At 37.2% G+C, this 20,319-nt stretch carries 18 protein-coding genes; 3 read left to right on the forward strand and 15 right to left on the reverse strand.

Annotated elements, in window-relative coordinates:
- Positions 1-174: 174 nt before the first annotated feature.
- The 6 genes from A6B45_RS08670 to folB all read right to left on the reverse strand — a co-directional run bounded on the left by A6B45_RS08670 (position 175) and on the right by folB (position 4,542).
- Positions 175-1,095, reverse strand: a complete 921-nt coding sequence (locus A6B45_RS08670) for a C40 family peptidase (protein WP_072614207.1) — start codon at positions 1,093-1,095, stop codon at positions 175-177.
- Positions 1,096-1,384: 289 nt separating this feature from the next.
- Positions 1,385-2,464: a dihydropteroate synthase gene (folP, locus tag A6B45_RS08675; RefSeq protein ID WP_072614208.1), complete on the reverse strand. Its 1,080-nt coding sequence runs from the start codon at positions 2,462-2,464 to the stop codon at positions 1,385-1,387.
- Positions 2,451-3,056, reverse strand: a complete 606-nt coding sequence (locus A6B45_RS08680) for a non-canonical purine NTP pyrophosphatase (protein WP_081371192.1) — start codon at positions 3,054-3,056, stop codon at positions 2,451-2,453. Before A6B45_RS08680 ends, folP begins: the two co-directional genes overlap by 14 nt.
- Before the next feature lie 37 nt (positions 3,057-3,093).
- Positions 3,094-3,666 (reverse strand): GTP cyclohydrolase I FolE, encoded by a 573-nt coding sequence (folE, locus tag A6B45_RS08685; protein WP_072614210.1) that lies wholly within the window; start codon positions 3,664-3,666, stop codon positions 3,094-3,096.
- Positions 3,653-4,159, reverse strand: coding sequence for a 2-amino-4-hydroxy-6-hydroxymethyldihydropteridine diphosphokinase (gene folK / locus A6B45_RS08690; RefSeq protein ID WP_072614211.1), 507 nt, complete (start codon positions 4,157-4,159; stop codon positions 3,653-3,655). Before folK ends, folE begins: the two co-directional genes overlap by 14 nt.
- Positions 4,156-4,542, reverse strand: a complete 387-nt coding sequence (gene folB, locus A6B45_RS08695) for a dihydroneopterin aldolase (protein ID WP_072614212.1) — start codon at positions 4,540-4,542, stop codon at positions 4,156-4,158. Before folB ends, folK begins: the two co-directional genes overlap by 4 nt.
- A gap of 175 nt (positions 4,543-4,717) precedes the next feature.
- On the opposite strand from folB, the gene A6B45_RS08700 reads away from it, so the two are divergent.
- Entirely contained in the window at positions 4,718-6,076 is a 1,359-nt protein-coding gene (locus A6B45_RS08700) for a Mur ligase family protein (protein ID WP_072614213.1), read from the forward strand.
- Complete coding sequence (locus tag A6B45_RS08705) at positions 6,076-6,807, forward strand: type 1 glutamine amidotransferase (protein ID WP_072614214.1); 732 nt, start codon at positions 6,076-6,078, stop codon at positions 6,805-6,807. The genes A6B45_RS08700 and A6B45_RS08705 overlap by 1 nt, the downstream gene beginning before the upstream one ends.
- A gap of 42 nt (positions 6,808-6,849) precedes the next feature.
- Here A6B45_RS08705 and A6B45_RS10490 read toward each other — a convergent pair whose 3' ends face one another.
- The 3 genes from A6B45_RS10490 to A6B45_RS08715 form a co-directional block, all read right to left on the reverse strand.
- Positions 6,850-7,023 carry a hypothetical protein gene (locus A6B45_RS10490; protein WP_165784765.1) on the reverse strand — a complete coding sequence of 58 codons (174 nt, stop codon included), beginning with the start codon at positions 7,021-7,023 and terminating at the stop codon, positions 6,850-6,852.
- A gap of 84 nt (positions 7,024-7,107) precedes the next feature.
- The gene (locus tag A6B45_RS08710) at positions 7,108-8,952 is read right to left on the reverse strand and encodes an APC family permease (protein ID WP_072614215.1); all 1,845 of its coding nucleotides are present in this window, start codon (positions 8,950-8,952) and stop codon (positions 7,108-7,110) included.
- A gap of 129 nt (positions 8,953-9,081) precedes the next feature.
- Positions 9,082-10,212 carry a PTS transporter subunit IIC gene (locus A6B45_RS08715; RefSeq protein WP_072614216.1) on the reverse strand — a complete coding sequence of 377 codons (1,131 nt, stop codon included), beginning with the start codon at positions 10,210-10,212 and terminating at the stop codon, positions 9,082-9,084.
- A 436-nt stretch (positions 10,213-10,648) separates the two neighbouring features.
- On the opposite strand from A6B45_RS08715, the gene A6B45_RS08720 reads away from it, so the two are divergent.
- Complete coding sequence (locus A6B45_RS08720) at positions 10,649-11,644, forward strand: AI-2E family transporter (RefSeq protein ID WP_072614217.1); 996 nt, start codon at positions 10,649-10,651, stop codon at positions 11,642-11,644.
- A 20-nt stretch (positions 11,645-11,664) separates the two neighbouring features.
- Here A6B45_RS08720 and mmuM read toward each other — a convergent pair whose 3' ends face one another.
- The 6 genes from mmuM to A6B45_RS08750 form a co-directional block, all read right to left on the reverse strand.
- Positions 11,665-12,612 (reverse strand): homocysteine S-methyltransferase, encoded by a 948-nt coding sequence (mmuM, locus tag A6B45_RS08725; RefSeq protein WP_072614218.1) that lies wholly within the window; start codon positions 12,610-12,612, stop codon positions 11,665-11,667.
- Positions 12,609-14,021 (reverse strand): amino acid permease, encoded by a 1,413-nt coding sequence (locus tag A6B45_RS08730; protein ID WP_072614219.1) that lies wholly within the window; start codon positions 14,019-14,021, stop codon positions 12,609-12,611. The genes mmuM and A6B45_RS08730 overlap by 4 nt, the downstream gene beginning before the upstream one ends.
- A gap of 112 nt (positions 14,022-14,133) precedes the next feature.
- Positions 14,134-16,431, reverse strand: a complete 2,298-nt coding sequence (gene metE, locus A6B45_RS08735) for a 5-methyltetrahydropteroyltriglutamate--homocysteine S-methyltransferase (protein WP_072614220.1) — start codon at positions 16,429-16,431, stop codon at positions 14,134-14,136.
- Positions 16,432-16,598: 167 nt separating this feature from the next.
- Positions 16,599-17,492, reverse strand: coding sequence for a methylenetetrahydrofolate reductase (locus A6B45_RS08740; protein WP_072614221.1), 894 nt, complete (start codon positions 17,490-17,492; stop codon positions 16,599-16,601).
- A gap of 499 nt (positions 17,493-17,991) precedes the next feature.
- The gene (locus A6B45_RS08745; protein ID WP_072614222.1) at positions 17,992-18,708 is read right to left on the reverse strand and encodes a gamma-glutamyl-gamma-aminobutyrate hydrolase family protein; all 717 of its coding nucleotides are present in this window, start codon (positions 18,706-18,708) and stop codon (positions 17,992-17,994) included.
- An 8-nt stretch (positions 18,709-18,716) separates the two neighbouring features.
- Positions 18,717-20,312, reverse strand: coding sequence for a peptide ABC transporter substrate-binding protein (locus A6B45_RS08750; RefSeq protein ID WP_072614223.1), 1,596 nt, complete (start codon positions 20,310-20,312; stop codon positions 18,717-18,719).
- Between the last annotated feature and the right edge of the window lie 7 nt (positions 20,313-20,319).

Consider the following 20,319-nt stretch of genomic DNA (forward strand, 5'->3'; position numbering starts at 1 on the left):
ATAAACACTTATTCCCCTTTTTATTAGTTTGAATGAAGCCTGAGTACCATATATAAATGAATGATATTTTTGCTAAAATATTTATCCACACAGACATGCAGACACTGCTAATAATATTATACCAATATTTACAGCAACAAAAAAGCCACGATTAAGTGGCGCTATAATAAATCTTTATTCCGTTACTTCACGACGTACTGTTCCTGGCTTTAATAAATCAGCCCACGTTAATGTCTTAGATGTTTTATAGTTAACCAATTCATTTAAACGACTAACTGCGACACCATTAGTAGGCGATGAATCATGTAAAATGAATCCATTACCGAGGTAAATGGCAGTATGAAGGCGATCCTCAGTGTAAGTGCTTGGAGTAACAAGAATATCTCCTCGTTGCATATCAGACCATGCAACCTCAGTTCCTGTTTGTGCTAACAAAGTCGTAGAAGCAGCAGATTGCACCACTAATGGTAACCCGGCTTTTCTATAAAACCATGCAATGAATGATGAACAATCAAATTCATTCTTAGCTATAGAACTATCAGTACGACCACCTCCATAAGCGTAGGGGCTCTTTCCGACCAAAGTCATACCACCTGAAATAACTTTTTCAATAATCGTATTATCACTCTTAACCGAGGAAGCAATTTTTTTATAAGCTTTGACAGTATCATTCACGCCGTCATCATCGAAGTAATAATAATACCCGTCAATTTTTTTAAATCCGTACACCATTTCACTATTTTCAGGAGAAAAATAATATTCTTTTTTACCAATGGTTTGTAATCCTGTCAGTTTCTTTTTTGTTGTTTCTGAAATCAAATATGTTTTGCCAAGAGTAGTCGTTTTCATTATAACTTTTTCACCACTAACAGTTGTGAAATGTTGTGAACTACTTTTAACGGTCAGTTTCTTTAACCCTGTTGTTTTCAATACTTTTGTCGGTAACTCCTGAATACTTTCAGGTAGACTGATAATGTGTGTGGTAATTAGTACACCTGCTGCACCAACAACTATGGGTATTGTAATGAACACCCAATGCAGATGGCGCCTGCGTCTTCTTGACTTATATCTTGATGTTTTTTTTCTTGATTTCATTTATCTTAAATTCCTTCACAATAGCCAATTCCAACCCCAAAACATATCTTAACAGACGTACTTTACAAGAAGATTAAACTATACATAAGTTAGTGAAATGACTTTATATCCAAGATTTGAATGATTTTCTCCTTGGTAATTAAAGATGGTTTGTCTCGCAAACAGTATAACTCTATTTTAAGAAAGAGTCATACGTAGTAGTTCCCTTTAAATATTATCTCTTAGTTATACTAAAAAAACACCATAAATAATGATGTTTATTGAAGAAGTAATAATATAATAAATAATCTTATTCTTTTACCCAAAAACTACCAGCCATCTTTCTCACAACCGTTGTCATTTGCTTGGCAGATTGTACATCGTGCACTCTTAAAATGCGTGCACCACGATTAAACATCTCAGTGGCAGCCACTAAAGAAACGTCAGCCCTTTCATTTTTCGGTAAATTTAACAAGAATTTTGCCCATCCTTTATTGGACACAGCGGTCATCACAGGGCGCTTAAAACGTTGCAAATGATCGATACTATTCATCATTGCCAAATCTTGATTCATGTCCGAATTCTTTGCGTAGCCAATACCTGGATCTAAAGCAATTCTTGATTCATCGATTCCCGCACAACGCATTATTTTTAGATTTTCTTCAAACCACTCGCCCATTTCTGAAACGACACTTTTCACATTATCTGCACGTGGATTCCACATAGTCAGCAAGCCAACAGATTTACCAGCCAAAAAAGATAATTTGCGATTATCATCTGTAAAACCATTGACATCATTAATAATATCAATACCTAAATTGACAGCCTCTACCATAACCTCGTATTTATAAGTATCAATCGCCAATGCTACACTTGGAAATCTTTTTTTGATTTCAATAATATATGGCGCAACTCGTTCAATCTCAGTTTTCGGCTGCAGTTCCAAGCCTGCCTCAATATAACCTGGTTTGGTAGTTTGACCACCTATTTCAATAACATCTGCACCTTGTCGAATCATCTGCTCAACACGTAGCAACATTGTTTCTAAATCAGCAACATCCTCACCATTGTAAAATGACTCAGGGCTAACATTCAATACGCCATAAATAATACCATTATCATCGTACAATTTGTGTTTATTAGCTTGCCATAAATAATTATTTTGATTTAACCAGTTTACTAATTTTGGACTGTCTATTTTTTGATTCAGTGCTTTGATTGCACCACGACTTAGCCAGTAACCTGAGTCACTTGAAACCGCCTGAACCTCCAATAGAAATTTTTCCATGGGCTCGCTTAACTGGTCAACGCTAATCAAAGCGCCTTCTCCTTTGGCTTGGGATTTAGCTAAAACAGGGTTATTTGGTAATAAAACTTCAACTCTTGTCATAGAGCCCCCCTAGTTCTCGTAACAATGCTTTTGCAGCACGACCACGATGTGAAAAATTTACCCGTTCATTCATTGGCATTTCCGCAAATGTTTTACCATTTTCAGCCTCAAACAAGGTATCGAATCCTACTGAAAAGCTACCGCGCTCTTCAGATGCCAATGTGACTCCTCCTCGTCCAATCGCTTTTTGCGCACGACCGTCTGGTGTTAGTAAAACAAATAATGTTTCTAAATAAGCACCACGCGCCATCTCTGGCGTATATAGATTCAACAAGTACTCATCTTCTTCACGTATAGATTTCAATCCTAGTCTTTTAAATTCCCTAGCAATTGTTAATCCAAAACGTTCAGGAAACGCATCAAAGTAAGCCCCTGTATCATCAGCCAATATCCATTCGTTTGGCAAAAATTTTTGAATAAAACAAGCCTTAGCTAATGCATTCTCGTACTGATCATCTGTAGTTTCTGGTGGGAAGACCTGCTCATCGATAAATGAACGATAATTCAGTACATCAACACCAAATTCGGAAAATACTTGCTGAATCTCGCGTGTCTTTTCTGAGTTGTTGGAAGCAATTACTAATCTTTGCATGATTATTCCTTTTTATATAACTTGAATTTTGAACCTATTATCGAATAACACGCTGCATAAACTGCTGTCGCAATAGCGCATCTGTTTTTAATACCCCTCGGTACACACTCGTATTGGTCTGTGTACCTGGCCGATTAATACCACGCATTTCCATACACATATGGCGTGCCGTAATATTTACGGCAACTCCTTTTGGTTCCACAATGCGAGTCACTTCATCCGCAACTAATGTTGTCAAACTTTCTTGCACACTGGGACGACGAGCAGACCAATCAACTAAACGCGGCAGTTTACTTAAGCCAATAATTTTATGATTAGGAACATAGGCAATATCAACTGTTCCAAAAAAAGGTAATAGATGATGCTCACACATCGAATAAAATGGAATATTTTCAACAATCACAATATCCGTATCACTCTCAGTGGAAAACACTTTATAATCCTGAAATATTCTTTCACCAGTATGAGCAAATATTTCAGCATACGCCCTAGATACACGTGCTGGTGTTTCTAGTAAGCCATCACGTGAAACATCATCGCCAATTGTCGTTAAAACATTTTTTACATCTTTTTCTAAACGTTGATTTGTTTCAGTATCAAATATCTTCATGAAAACTCCCGATTTGTTGATTACTTACTTGACGCACCCAATTTTTATCTGTCGTTGTCGATATGAGTTGCTGTACTTCATGCTTTCGTTCAGGTAAAACCACATCTAACAATGGTGTTAAAACAAACAGTCGATTTGCCATCTCACGATGAGGAATAGTGAGTGTTTCTGTTGACCATTTTTCATCCCCAAACAACAGAATATCTAAATCAATGGTGCGAGGCCCCCAATGTTGTAAGCGCACTCTCTTTAACTTCTTTTCAATTTCTTGCAATACAGTTAACAAATTATAGGCATCTAAAGATGTATTCGCACGCACTGCAATATTGTAAAAGTCATCTTGCACCACGCCACCAACGGGTTGAGTTTCATAAATGGGCGACGTAGCTTCAATATCAATGTTCGGATTTTTATGTAATAACCTGATAGCTTGCTGCAAATTATCTGCACGATTCCCTAAATTTGATCCCAAACTTAAATATACAATTGTCATATCTGCCCTCTTTTTAACAAATCACCTTGTGTTCCACTAACTGTTATCACAAAAGGATCGTAAATTCCTGGTAACGGAATAGCGTGCTTCTTAACTGAAACTACAACTTTCTCAGCTAACTCAAAGTGCTTCAGTAAATCAAACAATATATCATTTGCCAATGATTCTATCAAATTGACTTGCGTACTAGTTACTTTTTTTTCAACTTCTTGATAGATATCGACATAAGAAATGGTCGTATTCAAATCATCATCGTGAACAGCTGTCTCAATCGGGTACGTTACCATCACATCAATAGAAAGTGGTTGCCCAAGCTGCTTTTCAGCAGCAAATACCCCATTGTAAGTATAAAAGCGCATATTTGGTAAATGAATAGTCCCCATTGTTTGTCTCCTTTACAATATAGCTTTTATTTTACCACGCTGATTACGGTTACCAAAAATATAATTTACAAGTTGGCTGGGTATCATGTTTGTAAAATTGTTCAGAACCTTTTAATGAAATCACCCACCACATATCCGTTCATGGTAAAATTATAAACATGAAAGTGGGGATATTATGACACTTAAAAGTTCAATTGCACGCGCCACAGCCAAATCTTCGTATTGGTTTTTAAGAAATGTTTTGCATCGTGGTGGAACCAGCTTGCCAGGTAAACTAGCTGTTTCAATCGACCCTAACATTTTAAAAACAATTCAACAAGATTTTGATTTAATTATTGTTACAGGAACGAACGGAAAAACACTTACGACAGCCTTAATCACTCGTGTTTTACAGGCAGGTGGATACCATGTAATTACAAACCCTTCTGGATCAAATATGATTCAAGGTATTACTGGTACGTTAGTGACTACTAAAATCAAAACATCACCAAATGGTAAAAAGCCACTAGCCGTGCTCGAGGTTGATGAAGCTAACGTTGAAAAAATTACAACAGCAATTCAACCAAAAATGTTCGTACTAACAAATATTTTCCGTGATCAAATGGACCGTTATGGTGAAATTTACACAACTTACGATAAGATTGTTGCTGGGATTAAAAATGCACCTGAGGCGCTTGTCTTAGCGAATGGAGATTCACCTATCTTTACGCGTGGTGATTTTACCAATACACGACGGTACTTTGGTTTTAATCAAATTGCACCATCAGATTACCAACCTAATGTTGCGCCAATAAACACCGATGGCATTTTGTCACCAACAGACAATTCTGTACTACACTATGATTTCATTACTTATGCCAACCTAGGAAAATATTTTAGTGTAACAGATGAATTTAGCCGCCCAAAACTAGACTACCAAGTAACAAGTATTGATGACCTAACACCTAGATACTCGACGTTTAGTATTGACAATACACCACTTCGTATTGAAATTGGCGGCTTATATAATATTTACAACGCCCTAGCAGCATTCTCAGTTGGTCGTGAATTTGGTGTAGCCCCCGAACAAATAAAAAAAGCATTTGAATCAAATGCTCAAATTTTTGGACGTCAAGAAGCAATTAACGTTGATGGCAAAGATGTCATTATTGTATTGATTAAAAACCCAGTTGGCACAAATTCAGTAATCGACATGATGTTAACTGAAAAAGATGAATTTTCTCTTTTAGCCCTATTAAATGCAAATTATGCCGACGGAATTGACACTAGTTGGATTTGGGATGCCGAATTTGAAAAATTACATGATACCAAAATTCAAGCAGTTGCCACTGGTGGTGAACGGTATAAAGACCTACGAGTTCGCTTAAAGATGGCTGGATTTGCAAACCAATCCGTATATGAAAATCTTTCAGAAGTTGTAACAGCTATCAAGTCATTACCAACCAAAAAGGTTTACATCGCTGCTACTTATACGGCCATGCTACAACTAAGAGAACAATTAAGTGCCAAAGGTTACATCAAAGGAGGTTTCTAATGGATGATTATGATATTTCTGTGGCTCATTTATACGGTAACCTAATGAATACATATGGTGATTATGGTAACATAATTGCTTTAACTTACTATGCTAAGCAAATTGGTGTATCGGTTGATTATCATTTGGTCTCTCTTGGGGATGAATTTAATGCTAACGCATATGATTTTGTCTTATTTGGTGGTGGACAAGATTATGAAGAGACTATTGTCGCCCATGATTTGAAATCTAAAGCGAAACCAATCCAAGATTATATTGAGAATGATGGTGCATTGTTGGCTGTCTGTGGTGGTTTTCAATTGTTAGGTAAATATATGCTAATGGCCGATGGCACAAAAGTCGATGGTATCGGTGTAATGGATCACTACACCACCAATATGCATGATGAAAAATTGACAACGCTAAAAGACGAGCGACTAACTGGTAATATTGTGATCAAAAACAACGAAACTGGTGAAACCTACCATGGATTTGAGAATCACCAAGGACGCACATTCCTAGGTGAAAGCGAACGTGCATTAGGTACTGTTGTTTCCGGTAATGGTAATAATGGTATGGATAACACCGAAGGTGTTATTTACCGCAACGTCTACGGCTCATATTTCCATGGACCGATTTTCACCCGCAACGGTAATTTAGCTAAGCGTGTCTTAACAACAGTCTTAAATAAAAAGTATCCGACTATTGATTGGCAAGCAAAGTTAAATGTGATTGAAACAGAGACATTTTAATAACCATAAAAAAGCAACAGCTGTCCGAACAGTTGTTGCTTTTTAAATATTTTTGTCCTGATTATTTTGTTTCTGATGTTCTTCAGCTTGTTGCTTCTTAACCTTAGTAACTTCTCTATGATACCAACGCATAATCATGACCAAACCCACTGTTGAAATCAACATGGCAATGACTACCCAAATAAAAAATAGAATTAATTTTGTATCTTGTGACATTATTATAACTAACACAGATTACCGTGCGACCTGCATTTTTCCTTTCAAATTACTATATGTACACAGCCACTAGGCTGCATTAGTTTATTCTGATAAATGGTAATAATACGTTGATACCGAAATATCCTCACGAGCAGCGAAAGCAGCGCGTAAACGAAGTGAATTTTGGTTATGCAAAATATTTTGCCATGGTTGTTTTGGTACAAATTGTGGAATTAATACTGTCACTGAATGATTGCGCTTTTTTGCTTGTTTAACTACAGCATCCACAAAGCTTAAAGAAGGCTTAACAATCGAGCGATAAGAAGAATGGATATCAACATAACGCACATCAGGAAAATCTAATTTAAATTGAGTTGATGTTTTCAACTCTTTTTTGGGATTAACATCAAAACTGACATGCATAGCCACTACGTAGTCTCCAATAGATTGCGCGTAATCAACGGCCTCCATAGTTACCTTCGTAATATTTGAAACTAAAACAATAACTGTTGCGCCGTCGTAATGGTGACGCTCAGCATTGTCATTTTTTAGATATTGTAAACGTAATTGTTTACCAATACTCATATAATGATGTTTAATTTTCAAGAACATAAACAAAATCATTGGCATAATGAAAAGGTATGGCCAAACATGTTCGATTCTCGTTGCAAAAAGTGTGATAACCAAAACGGCAGAAATAAAGGCACCAATAAAATTGATAATCGCCTTAACCACCCAATGTTGTGGTTTATTACGCCACCAATGAATAATCATTCCAGATTGCGATAGTGTAAATGGTACGAAGACACCAACAGCATATAGTGGAATCAAAGCATCTGTTGACCCATGAAAAATCATGATAAGCACAATTGCACCAAAGGCCAATGATAGAATACCATTAGAATACCCTAGCCGGTCTCCCCTGTCCATATAAAGATGTGGGAGATATTTATCGCGAGCTAAATTCAATGCAAGCATTGGAAAAGCAGAAAAACCAGTATTGGCGGCAACAGCTAAAATCATTGCCGTTGCAAATTGTACAACATAAAAACCAACGTGATACCCACCAAATGTTGTCGCAGCAATCTGCGATAACACGGTCGACTTACTATTTGGCGTAATACCTAACCAGTAACTCAAAAATGTGATACCACCAAAGAAAGTCGCCAAAATAACAGCCATTGTTGCTAATGTTGCGGCCGCATGTTTTTCTTTTGGTTCCTTGAAATTAGGTACAGCGTTAGAAATTGCCTCAACACCTGTCAAAGATGATGATCCGCTCGAAAACGCACGCATAAACAAAACCAATGATAAACCACTAAAACTTGTGCCAATTTTTGCGGCTGCATGATATGGCAATTGCCCAGTCAGTGCCTGGAAAACACCCCAAGCAATCATGGTTACTATTACCACAATGAAGAAATAAACTGGTACCATCAAAAAATTAGCGCTTTCACGTAACCCACGCAAATTCATACCAGTTAGCAACAAAACAATAATAATTGACAATGGCACCGTAAATGGTAGCGTAGCTGGGAAAGCGGCTGTAATCGCATCCGCGGCAGCTGAGGCGGAAACAGCCACAGTCAACATATAGTCAACAAGCAATGATCCACCAGCAATTAATCCCGCTTTTGCTCCCCAATTCTCACTGGCTACTGCATAAGCACCGCCACCTGACGGATAAGCGTGTATAATCTGCCGATAACTCATAACAATAGCAGCTAATAATACTAAAACAAGCAATGCAATTGGAATTTGTAACCATAATGCCACTGCACCGGCAGCCAATAAAGCAGTTGTAATCGACTCAGTACCATAGGCTACTGATGACAAAGCGTCAGATGATAAAAGTGCCAGTGCTTTGGTTTTAGATAATGATTGACCACCTTCATCAAGTGTCTTCAAGGGTTTTCCAATTAAGGTCCGTTTGATATTTTCAAACATATCGTTTCTCTCAATACAATTATTTATTACTCAACATATTCTACGCCATTTCTTGTACTAAAAAAAGCCGTCTATGTGACGACTCGATGACATTTGCATTGATTGTCTGTTTTTAAACTTTAGTTATATTTATACCACATCGAGATGCAAATCGTTTTTCTTAGTTTTGCCAAGCTTTTTCAAGACATAGTAGAATACCAATCCTGCTACAGTTGGTACAACGGCCCCAAAGACAACCATTAAGAGAAAACCACGCAAATCAGTTGTTGCTAAAGCAATAGGTGCAATAAAACCATTCAAACCCAATCCAGCAATTGCATAAGGTACTTTAAAACTGAAAACACCTACAGCAAATACAGCTGAAACACCAGCAATGAAAGCTGGACCAAAAAGCAATAATGGACTCTTTAATAAATTAGGAAACTGAACTTTTGGTGTAACAATTACTTGTGCCAAGTTAGCACCTAAATTATTTTGCTTCCAGCCCATAGCTGTATACATTACAAATCCTGCAGTTGTACCGACAAGAGCTGCCCCACCTGACAATGGATCTAACATAACCGCAATTGCCAAAGCCGCGGATGAAGCTGGTGTCATTAAGAATAAGAACCACACCACAGCAACAACGAACGCACCTAAGAATGGATTGATTTTCATTGTAGAAGCAAGTTCTTCAGAAACCCAATTCAAGAAAGGTGTTGTTACAGAAGCTGTAGCCAAGCCAAAGAACGTTCCAACCAATACCGCTCCCAAAGGAACTAGCATCATATCCAAAGGCGTTTTACCGGTCAACCAATTACCAACTAGTACCGCAACTAGGGCTGCTAATACAGCCGAAACAGGTTGTCCAGATGTCATAACCAATGAGCCTGCAGCCTGATCAGCAACCCAGCCGGTTGCTGTATGTGTTGCTGGAGCTACCGCTGACGTGAAATAAACAGCGTTGGATCCAACCGTGGCTGCAATCAAAGCTGCCCCAGTTGTCAAAATATTTGCCCGCATCATCATCGCAATACCGACTCCTAAGGCTGGGGCCAACATCTTTTGGCCCATTAAGCCAGCCTGAATTAGTGGGGTATAATGAAAAATACTTCCAATAGACGACATCAAGAGTCCCATACCGAGGACAGCCAAAATGGCGTTTGAAATTCCTTGTGAAACATCAAAAACAACTTCACTCACTTTACGTGGCTGTGCTTTCATATCACTTACTGTTTTGGCCTCTTCTTTGGCCGGTGTTGTAGACAATGGTGCATCCATGGTCTTATCCTCCTGTATTATCAACAATAATTTGCTCTCCACCATAATTGTTCGCACAATTATTATGGTAAAACTATAAGAAAAAAGGAAGCGCTAGATAAACTAGCGCTTCCTAAAGTATGTCGAAAAAATTCAACAACTCCACGCCAGCCTTTCTTCAAGGCTGGCATCAAAAAGTAGACCAACCGAGAAGTCAAATAATAATGACGACGTTGATCTTAATGACTTGTGTGAAGTTAGTTGAACTTAAACTTTTCATAAGAGTTTTTTCCTTTTAGTTAATAAAATTATTATGACACGACAAATATAAAATGTCAATAGTCTAATTATATTAATTTAAAACACATTTATAGAAAAGGTTTTATTTTTACAAACGTAAACCATTTCCCCTAATTTTAGATATAATAGATATTACAATTACTTAAGGGGAAGTTACATGAATTTACTAGAAACTATTCAGAAAAGAATACCTTATCGTTATGGTGTTTTGTTAGCAATCATTCTTCTGATTATTGCTTTAAAGCAGTTTATGTCTTTGCTGTTATTAACAATTATATTTTCTTACCTAGCTATGAGTGTTGCTAAGCCATTAGCTCATTTTTTGAAAATATCTCGGGCTGTATCAATTGCGTTAGTTTACATTATTTTTATCAGTGTCGTTTCATTAGCCATTCAACACGGCGCTGCTACGCTAATTGAGCAAATCAAGAGTATGATTACTTTGGCCATGAATTGGAATTGGCAAGACAATGCACTGTTGCAAAATGTATACAAAAACGTTAATCAATATACTTCGATTTTTAATAGTAAAAATTTAATTTCTGAGAGTTTATCACAATTAAATCATATTGGACACGTGATTTATCAATTGGTGTTAGCGCTACTATTTAGTTTTATATTTAGTATGACTTATCCAAAATTACGCTTGTGGAGCATGAATTTTTTACATAGTCCATTCAAAAAATTTTTTGGTGAGTTTTATATTATCGTCCACCGTTTTATTATTATTTTGGGTAAGTTGTTTGAAATCCAACTCATCATTTGTACCATCAATACGGCGCTGATGTTCTTAGTGCTATTGTCATTGCATTTCCCCTATTTATTAGGATTTACTATTTTAATTTTCGTGTTGGGATTAATTCCTGTATTTGGGGTCGTTATTTCATTAGTGCCTTTGACTATCACTGCTTTTATCATTGGTGATTGGGATACCGTGATTATCATTGTAATTGCTGTTGCTTTAATTCATCTGTTCGAGTCTTACTTTTTACATCCTCACCTAATGTCTCAAAAAACACACATGCCAATTTTAATTATCTTATTAAACTTAATTATCATGGAACATTTTTTTGGTGTTTGGGGTCTAATTATTGGATTACCCATTTTGACTTTCTTACTTGATTTTTTCCAAATACAAAAATTCAATCATTAAAAAAAGATGAACCGCAAGGCTCATCTTTTTTGTTCATTAATATTAGCAGTCCTTTTTTTTAATTGTTGAACCGCCTCATTGATTTCATAAATATCATCTGGACTAGTACGGCAACAACCGCCTATTAAACAAGCACCTGCTTCATACCAAGTGGGTACTAGTTCAGACCAGTTTATCGGTCCATGATCTGTAACCCATCTCTTACTTATTGGATCATATGTGTCACCCGCGTTTGGATAAACGATTATTTTCTTTTCTGTGTATGGTGCTATATTATGAAGTGCTTTTATAATATTTTCAGGAGCCGTACAATTCACACCTATCGCTCGAATTTGTTCATTCTGATTAAAATAAGAAATCACTTCTTTTAAAGATGTTCCATCCCACAAATGTTCTCCCAATTCCGTTGAAAATGACAAAAATATAGGTATTTTTGAAAATTCAGTACTTATTAGGTCGACGACCGCTTTGGCCTCTTCAAAATTAGGCATTGTTTCTAATAATAAAACATCTACATTATCTTGAACTAGACGATTGACACGCTCCCGATGAAAATCTTTATATTCTGACTGAGAAAGCTGGTAGTCCCCTGTGTATTCCGCGCCATTCGACAAGTATGCACCATATGGTCCTACGGAACCTGCAATCAATCCACTCTCCTGTCTTTGGTTTGAATCACTTAAGGCTTCCTTGGCCAAGTCAACGGCTAAATCAATTAGTTCATATCCCCTTAATTGATCACCGTTTGGAAATGGTATGTGTACTTGATAAGTATCAGTAATCGCCAATTGCGCACCAGCATTAAAATAACTTTTATGAATATCACGCACAATTCCTGGATTCTGAATCAATGCCGAGGCTGACCATAGATTGTTATTAACTTCAACATGCTTTTTTTCTAATTCACTTCCCAAACCACCATCTAATGTTACAATATTATTTTCAATAATATGATCTACCTTTGTCATTTATCAATAACCTGCCTTATTTTAGAATTTGCTGTTTTAACTGATTGGTGTTTTGGCCACCATTTAAAGCGAATATAGTAATAAGCATAGACACCCAACACAAATGGTATTGACCAAATTAGTGCGTCTCTTTGGTTAGGATCAAAAATCACTAAAATGACAGAAAGTGACGAACCAATAAAACCAGCTAATGGTAATACTGGGTACGCCCATTTAGGATAACGTAGTTCATTGATACGATCTTCCTTTTTTAAAAGCCGATAGTACTTAAAATGTGACCACGCAATAGCAATCCAGACAAACACAACAGCCAAACCAGAAATCGAAACTAAAATTAAATATAACGAACCCGCAGCTACAAAACTTGAAAAGAGTGCCAACAATCCACCTGCCAAACTTGCTATTAGCGCCACAACAGGAATACCATTTCTATTGGTTCTTTCAAAAACTGGACTGATTAAGTTTTCATGACTCAAAGACCACAACATACGAGTTGACGCATATAATCCCGAATTAGCCATAGACAATATACCCGTCAAAATAACAAAATTCATAATATCGGTAGCGTACGGTACTCCTACCATGCTGAATACCGTAACAAATGGGCTCTCCGTTAGACCAGCTTTCTCATAAGGAATAATCGCCGCTAGAATAGTAATACTGCCAATAAAGAATACTACTTGTCGCCACCAAACAGCTTTTATGGCTTTTGGAATGGCTTTTTCAGGGTTAACAGCCTCCCCTGCTGTGATACCCATTAATTCTGTACCACTAAAAGCAAAGTTAACAGCTAGCATGGTTGTAAATACTGCGCCGATCCCATTAGGAAATGCACCATGACTAAAAATATTCTGAAAACCGACTGGTGTTTTCGTATTTGTGTGCACAATACCTGTTAAAATCGACACGCCAATAAATAAGAAAACAATAATAGCTACAACTTTGATAGCTGCTAACCAGTACTCACTTTCACCAAATATTTTTACTGAGAAAACATTACTGAGTAAAATAATAAGAATAAAGAAACCTGAAAACGCCCATACGGGGACATGCGGAAACCAATGTTGCATAATTATTCCAGAAGCGGTAAATTCAGACCCCAATGCAATGGTCCATGTTAACCAATAAGAGATGGCCACTAAAAACCCAGTCGCTGGACCAATTAACTTTTGCGCATGGTAATGAAAAGCGCCTGTTTGCGGCATAGCTATAGATAATTCAGCAACACTTAACATAATCAAATAAACTAGAACAGCGCCGATAGTATAAGCTAAAATTGTACCCAATGCCCCGGCAGTATGAATTGTGTAAGCTGAAGATAAAAATAGACCCGTTCCAATACCACTGGCTAAACCTATCATTTGTATTTGTCTTGCGCTCATAGCACGTTTTAATGTTGTTTTCGTCATGAATATTTTCCTTATTATAAATAAAAGCTTCTGTAATGTAATTTTATTGTTAAACCATAAGGCATTCATCAAGATTACTTCATTGCTGTTTTACCGATTTTTTAATCATCACTTAATTACTAGATATCTCAGAAAAGACTAGATCGCGCGCATCTTCCAGATTTTGTAACGCTTCAAGGGTTTCCTTTTCATTACGTGTTTTCAAACCACAATCTGGATTGACCCAGAACTGATTATGATCAATAACTTTCAAGCCACGACGGATATTGTCCGCAATTTCTGCAACTGAAGGAATACGAGGTGAATGAATGTCATAAACACCTAACCCAATTTGCTTATCATAATGTGCATCTTCAAAAGCTGAAATAATTTCACCATGTGAACGCGAAGTTTCAATGGAAATCACATCAGCGTCTAATCCGGAAATAGTACTGATAATATCCTCAAAATCTGAATAACACATGTGTGTGTGAATCTGCGTCTCATCCCGCACACCAGTTGTAGTGATTTTAAATGAATAAATTGCTTCGTCCAAATAATCTTGCCAGTTACGTTGTTTCAATGGTAGCCCTTCACGCAAAGCTGGTTCATCTACTTGAATAATCTTAATACCAGCCTTTTCCAAATTAATAACTTCTTGACGCAAAGATAAGGCAATCTGATTCTGAACTGTAGCCCGTGGAATATCATCACGTACAAATGACCAATTAATAATTGTTAATGGCGCAGTTAACATCCCCTTCACGGGTTTATTAGTTTGCGCTTGTGCAAAGGCAGATTCCTTAACAGTAATTGGCTCAGTATAATCAACATCTCCAAAGATAACTGGTGGACGAACGCCACGAGAACCATAGGATTGAACCCACCCATTTTGTGTAGCAAAGAAACCAGCTAGTTTTTGACCAAAGTATTCTACCATATCAGTGCGTTCAAACTCACCATGGACCAGAACATCTAGACCAATGTCTTCTTGTAGCTGTATCCAACGCTTGGTTTCTGCTTCAATGAAATCATTGTATTGTTCCTCAGACAGTTCACCCTTACGCCAGGCAGCACGCTTAGCTCGTACATCGGCTGATTGCGGGAATGATCCAATTGTAGTTGTTGGTAACAATGGCAGGTGCAAACTGGCTTGTTGCTTCTTAGAACGTTCTGCATACTTTGAATCGCGCTCGAACCGTTCTTGTGATAAATGTTGTATGGCTTCTTGCACTACTTTGTTATTCCGGGCTTGTGAACTATTCAATGCCTCCAGAGCAGCGGTATTCTGTTCAAATATTGATTTCACATCATCGCCATTCAACTTCTTAGTTAAAGCAACTAACTCTTGCACTTTCTCGTCAGCAAATGCTAATCCACCAAACAGTTCAGGACTAGCCTTAGTTTCATACTTTTTTGTAATGGGTACATGAAGCAACGTATTGGAAGGCTGTAACCATAGTTTTGGTGCTAACGTACGTAGTTCTTCAGCAAAATTAGCTTTTTCTTGCAAATTAGCGGTCCAAACGTTGTGCCCATCAATTATGCCTGCTGCCAATATTTTGTCTTCTGGAAATCCAAACTTGCGAATATTATCGAAATTTTCACCGTTACCATGAACGAAATCTAATCCGATCGCTTGTACGGGTAATTTAGTGACTGCCTGATAAGGATCAATTGAATCAAAATACGTTTGCAACTCAATGTTTAATTGCGGTGCCACCTCATTCAAATACTCAGTAGCACGACGATATGGTTCCACGTCAGCTTCATCCACTGCTTTGACTAGCGTGGGTTCGTCTAGTTGGACCCATGTCACACCAGCTGCTTGTAGCTCCTTAAATACCTGTCCATAGAGTGGTAAAATTTGTTCTAATAATTGATTAATGTCAGATGAAGCAGATACATATTCACCTCTCAACTTACCAAGCTTGATCAATGTCACCGGACCAACAATGACAGGCTTACCATTGATATCTAATTCATCTTTAGCTTCCTGCCAGTACTTTAACCAACGATTTTCTAACAAACGTGGGGTTGTATTATCAAATTCAGGAACCGTGTAGTGATAATTGATATTAAACCACTTTGTCATATCCGCAGCCACATTGTCTTTGTTCCCCCGAGCCACTGCAAAATATTCATCTAAAGTTAAGGGACGATCGTAACTACCAAACCGAGTAGGAATTAAGTTAAAAGTAGCTATCGTATCTAATACATGGTCGTAGTTTGAATTGTCCGCGACAGGAACAATATCCAAGCCAAATTCAATTTGTTTTTTTAAATTAATCAAACGTAGTTTTTTAGCAGTTTCATTAAACTGCGCTTCATCTATTTTACCTTGCCAATAAGATTCAAGTAGTTTTTTCCACTCACGGTGTTCGCCTAGTCTTGGGTAACCTAAGTTTGATGATTTTACTGTATTTGTCATGTTTTTCTCCTAATTTTAAATAAGCTTGTAATTGACAAATAGCTTCATTTAAACCGATCAACCGAACCACTACCGGTAAGAAAAACAGCCGTTAGAATTTTATTAGCATGCAAGTAATAGACTTTTCGACATGTTACTTTCATGAGCTTCTTCTTTCGTTTATTGCATCAAAGCGTTAATTTTTTTGATTGAATGTGCTTATTAATTTCTGGCAACATTATCTTCAAAACATTTGGTTGATTCATCGCATACAAATGAATACCGTCAACCCCATGATCTAACAAATCATGAATTTGCTCCAATGCATATTCAATTCCAGCCTGTTGCAGGGCTTCTGGTTGATTTTCATATTTATGAACAATCTTTGCCAAGCGTGCCGGTAAAGATGAACCAATCATATAAGTAATACGTTCGACTTGCGCACGACTAATGATAGGCAAAATACCAGCAGATACTGGTACCTTAATATAATTTTCCTTCAGTGCCTCTTGCATGTTATAGAAAACACCATTATCGAAAAATAGTTGAGAAATTAGAAATTCTGTACCACTAATCACTTTTTCTTTAACCCCAGTTACACTAATTCCTGTCATTGGATTATCAACGTGTCCTTCGGGATAAATTGCTGCACCAATATCAAACCGTCCGTCTTTTTTAATCTCTTTAATTAAATCTTTTGCAAACGGATAATATTCATTCACATAATCTTTTGTCGGTGTGTCACCGCGAAGTGCAAATATATTTTCAATGCCCGCCACGCTTATCTTTTCAAGATTATCCTTTAAACTGCTTGGTGTTTGGTTAATACCAGTGAGATTGTGTAAAGCTGTTATACCGCAATTTCTTTCGATATATTCCGCAATCTCTTTAGTCCTTTTATGATTACTACCGCCGCCTGCACCATATGTCACACTAATATAATCAACGCCAGTTTCTTTTGGATTTACTTTTTGTAAAGTTTTATACAAAGCGTGTAGTCCATCTTCTGTTTTTGGCGGAAATATTTCAAAAGACAGCACTGGAGCTGACTTCTTTTTATAAATGTCCGTAATTCTAGTCATAGATATCCTCTCAATTTTTACTACCAAATCAGTGAAAATTGAGTTAATATAACCGCATCAACGGCTCCACTGCCATTTAAATAAACTGCCGTCGTCATTTTATCAGTGTGTAAATAATAAATTGTTTGATTATTTACGCGCACAATCTTCTCTCCTTGCTAATTAAACTCACCTTAGCAAACTCTCTACTCTTAAAACATAAAAAATCCCGCAATCCGAAAAAATTCAGATTGCGGGACGATTTCTCGTGTTACCACCCGTTATTCGTATGCTTTGTTGCACACCTTAACTTCAGTCTTCCAATACAGGATTAGAAAACCAAAACAGCTATAACGGGCTTTCCCGGCCATAGTTTACGTCGCTTTGATTTCAAAAATCATAACACGCTCACTAAAGCGAAACTCCAAGACCATCTTCATGATATGACATTACCTGTTCTCACCAAACACGGGCTCTCTATAAATGTATCAATCACTACTCATCTTTTCTTCGTATAAAACTATTCAATCTTTGCCACAAATGAATCAAACAATAATTGAGCATCTGGATTGTCCATCAATAACATTTCTGGATGCCACTGTACTGCATAAATACGTCGTGATTCATCCGAAAATGCCTCTACAACGTTATCCGAACTCATGGCGTCCAGCTTCAACCCATCTGCCAATCTTTTCACTGCTTGATGATGAAAAGAATTGACAAGTGATTTTTCATCAAAAATATCACTCAGCCAACTTTGACGTTGCAATACTATATGGTGTGTTGGTACATGCCATTTTGTCGGATATTGATTATGCTTTACTGACAAGCCGTCATACTGACTACCTAAATCTTGGTACAAGGTGCCACCCAGTGTAACATTAATAATTTGCAATCCACGACAAATACCGAGAATTGGTTTTTCTTGTTTAAGCGCTTCGATTACCAGCGCCACTTCAAAAGCATCACGTCGAGCATCAGTTTCATGTAAATTAATATGTGGATCTTCACCAAAATACACTGGTGAAACATCTTGACCGCCTGCTAATAGCAAAGCATCTACTGAATCGATATATGCCTTAGCCAACTTTATATCACCGATTGGGAACACAATAGGTAGCGCATTCGCACCGCTAATACCATCAATATAATTTTTTTGGATATAGTCGACATAATTGGTGCCAAAATGAGCATTCGCATGAACAAGATTATTACTTGGTATACCTATTTTTTTCATCTTTCCACTCACTTTGCATACTTATAGTTCTGATAACCAATTAAGGGATAATCTAAGTTTTTAACCGATGAGCGTAATAAGTGAACATTAGATACTTGATACAATGGCGTAACACCATTTAAATCATTGTTTAACTTGGCTGCTTGTTGTTCCAACTTATAACGGGCGTCATTGGCCTCATGTTGCTCAGAAACCTTGTTGATTATCCTCTCATATTCCGAATTAGTCCAATTTGTAAAATTAATCGCGCCCTTCGAATAAGCTATATCCAAGAAATCAATGGGATCATTATAATCTGTTGACCATGTTAAAGTTCCAGCCTGAAAATCATGATTTTCAAAAGCGGAAATTTCAGCGTTTAATGGCAACTGCTTTAGGTTAATTGTAACATCAGGCAATGTTGCTTCAATGCTCTGTTTCAAGTAAACCCCTAATGCCTTATAAGCATCGGTGTCAGCTGTATTAAGCGTAATTGTAATTTTTTGTTGATTTAATTCTGATTGCGCTTGTTTCAAATACTTTTGAGCCAATGCCTTATTATATGGCAGCGACAAGTTCGCATTGAAATCTTTACCATCTACTTTTACTTCACCACTTGGCACAATTGATTTGGCAGGTGTTGAACCATCAGCCAACGCTGACTTTGTTAACTCCTTACGGTTTATTGCTAAACTCAAAGCTCGCTTGAGATTTGTATTGCTGACTGTCTTATCAGCAGCATTCCAAACAATAAACGCCACACGTCCTTTTTGTGTTGATTTAATATCAGTAGCATGGCTCTTCTTCAAATCTGTTAAAATACCACCAGAAATTTCTGTTTCGTCGACCTTCTTCGCTAAATATTGCTTAGAAGCTAGCGTTGCATCAGTGACTTGAGTAGCCTTAATGGTATCATAATGAACACTTTTAGCATCAGCATAATACTTATTTTTGACAAATTCCCAAGTCGTTGATGATTGGTTCCACTTTTTAATCGTATAAGCACCATTTGAGACAGTCGTCTTAGCTGTTTGGCCATACTTGCTACCATATTCTTTTAATTTATCCGAATTAATTGGATACAGTTGGTTAGCCAATATAAAATTAAAATAAGGGACTGGATGGGATAGTTCGATTTTCACCGTGTATTTGTCTGGTGCACTAATACCAAGTTTATTAACGTTTTCTTTATTATTATATACAGCATCATACCCAGCAATATCCTTAAAATGGTTAGCACGAGTAGATTTTGTCGCTGGATTTACTTGACGTTTAACTGAATTAACAAAATCAGACGCCGTTACTTGTGAACCATCAGACCACTTTTGATTCTTCTTGAGCTTAATTGTATAAACCTTATTACCTTGGGTTGGTTGAACTATTTTTTGGGCGACCCCCGGAATAATTTTGCCATTAGCAGATGTTGTATAAAGCCCCTCAAGTGTTTGCACTTCTGCCCAATTCGCACCAACTTGATCAGCTAGATTTGGATCCAACGTTGAGATGTTGTTTTGAACAGCAACTCTTAACGTATGACCTTTGGCTGATTTTGACGGACGCGTTGTAGCATAAATGCCAGCAACCACAATAATAGCTACTGCACCAATGACTATTTTTTTATTCATATTCTTT

Source organism: Leuconostoc suionicum, assembly GCF_001891125.1.
In the GTDB taxonomy this organism is placed as follows: domain Bacteria; phylum Bacillota; class Bacilli; order Lactobacillales; family Lactobacillaceae; genus Leuconostoc; species Leuconostoc suionicum.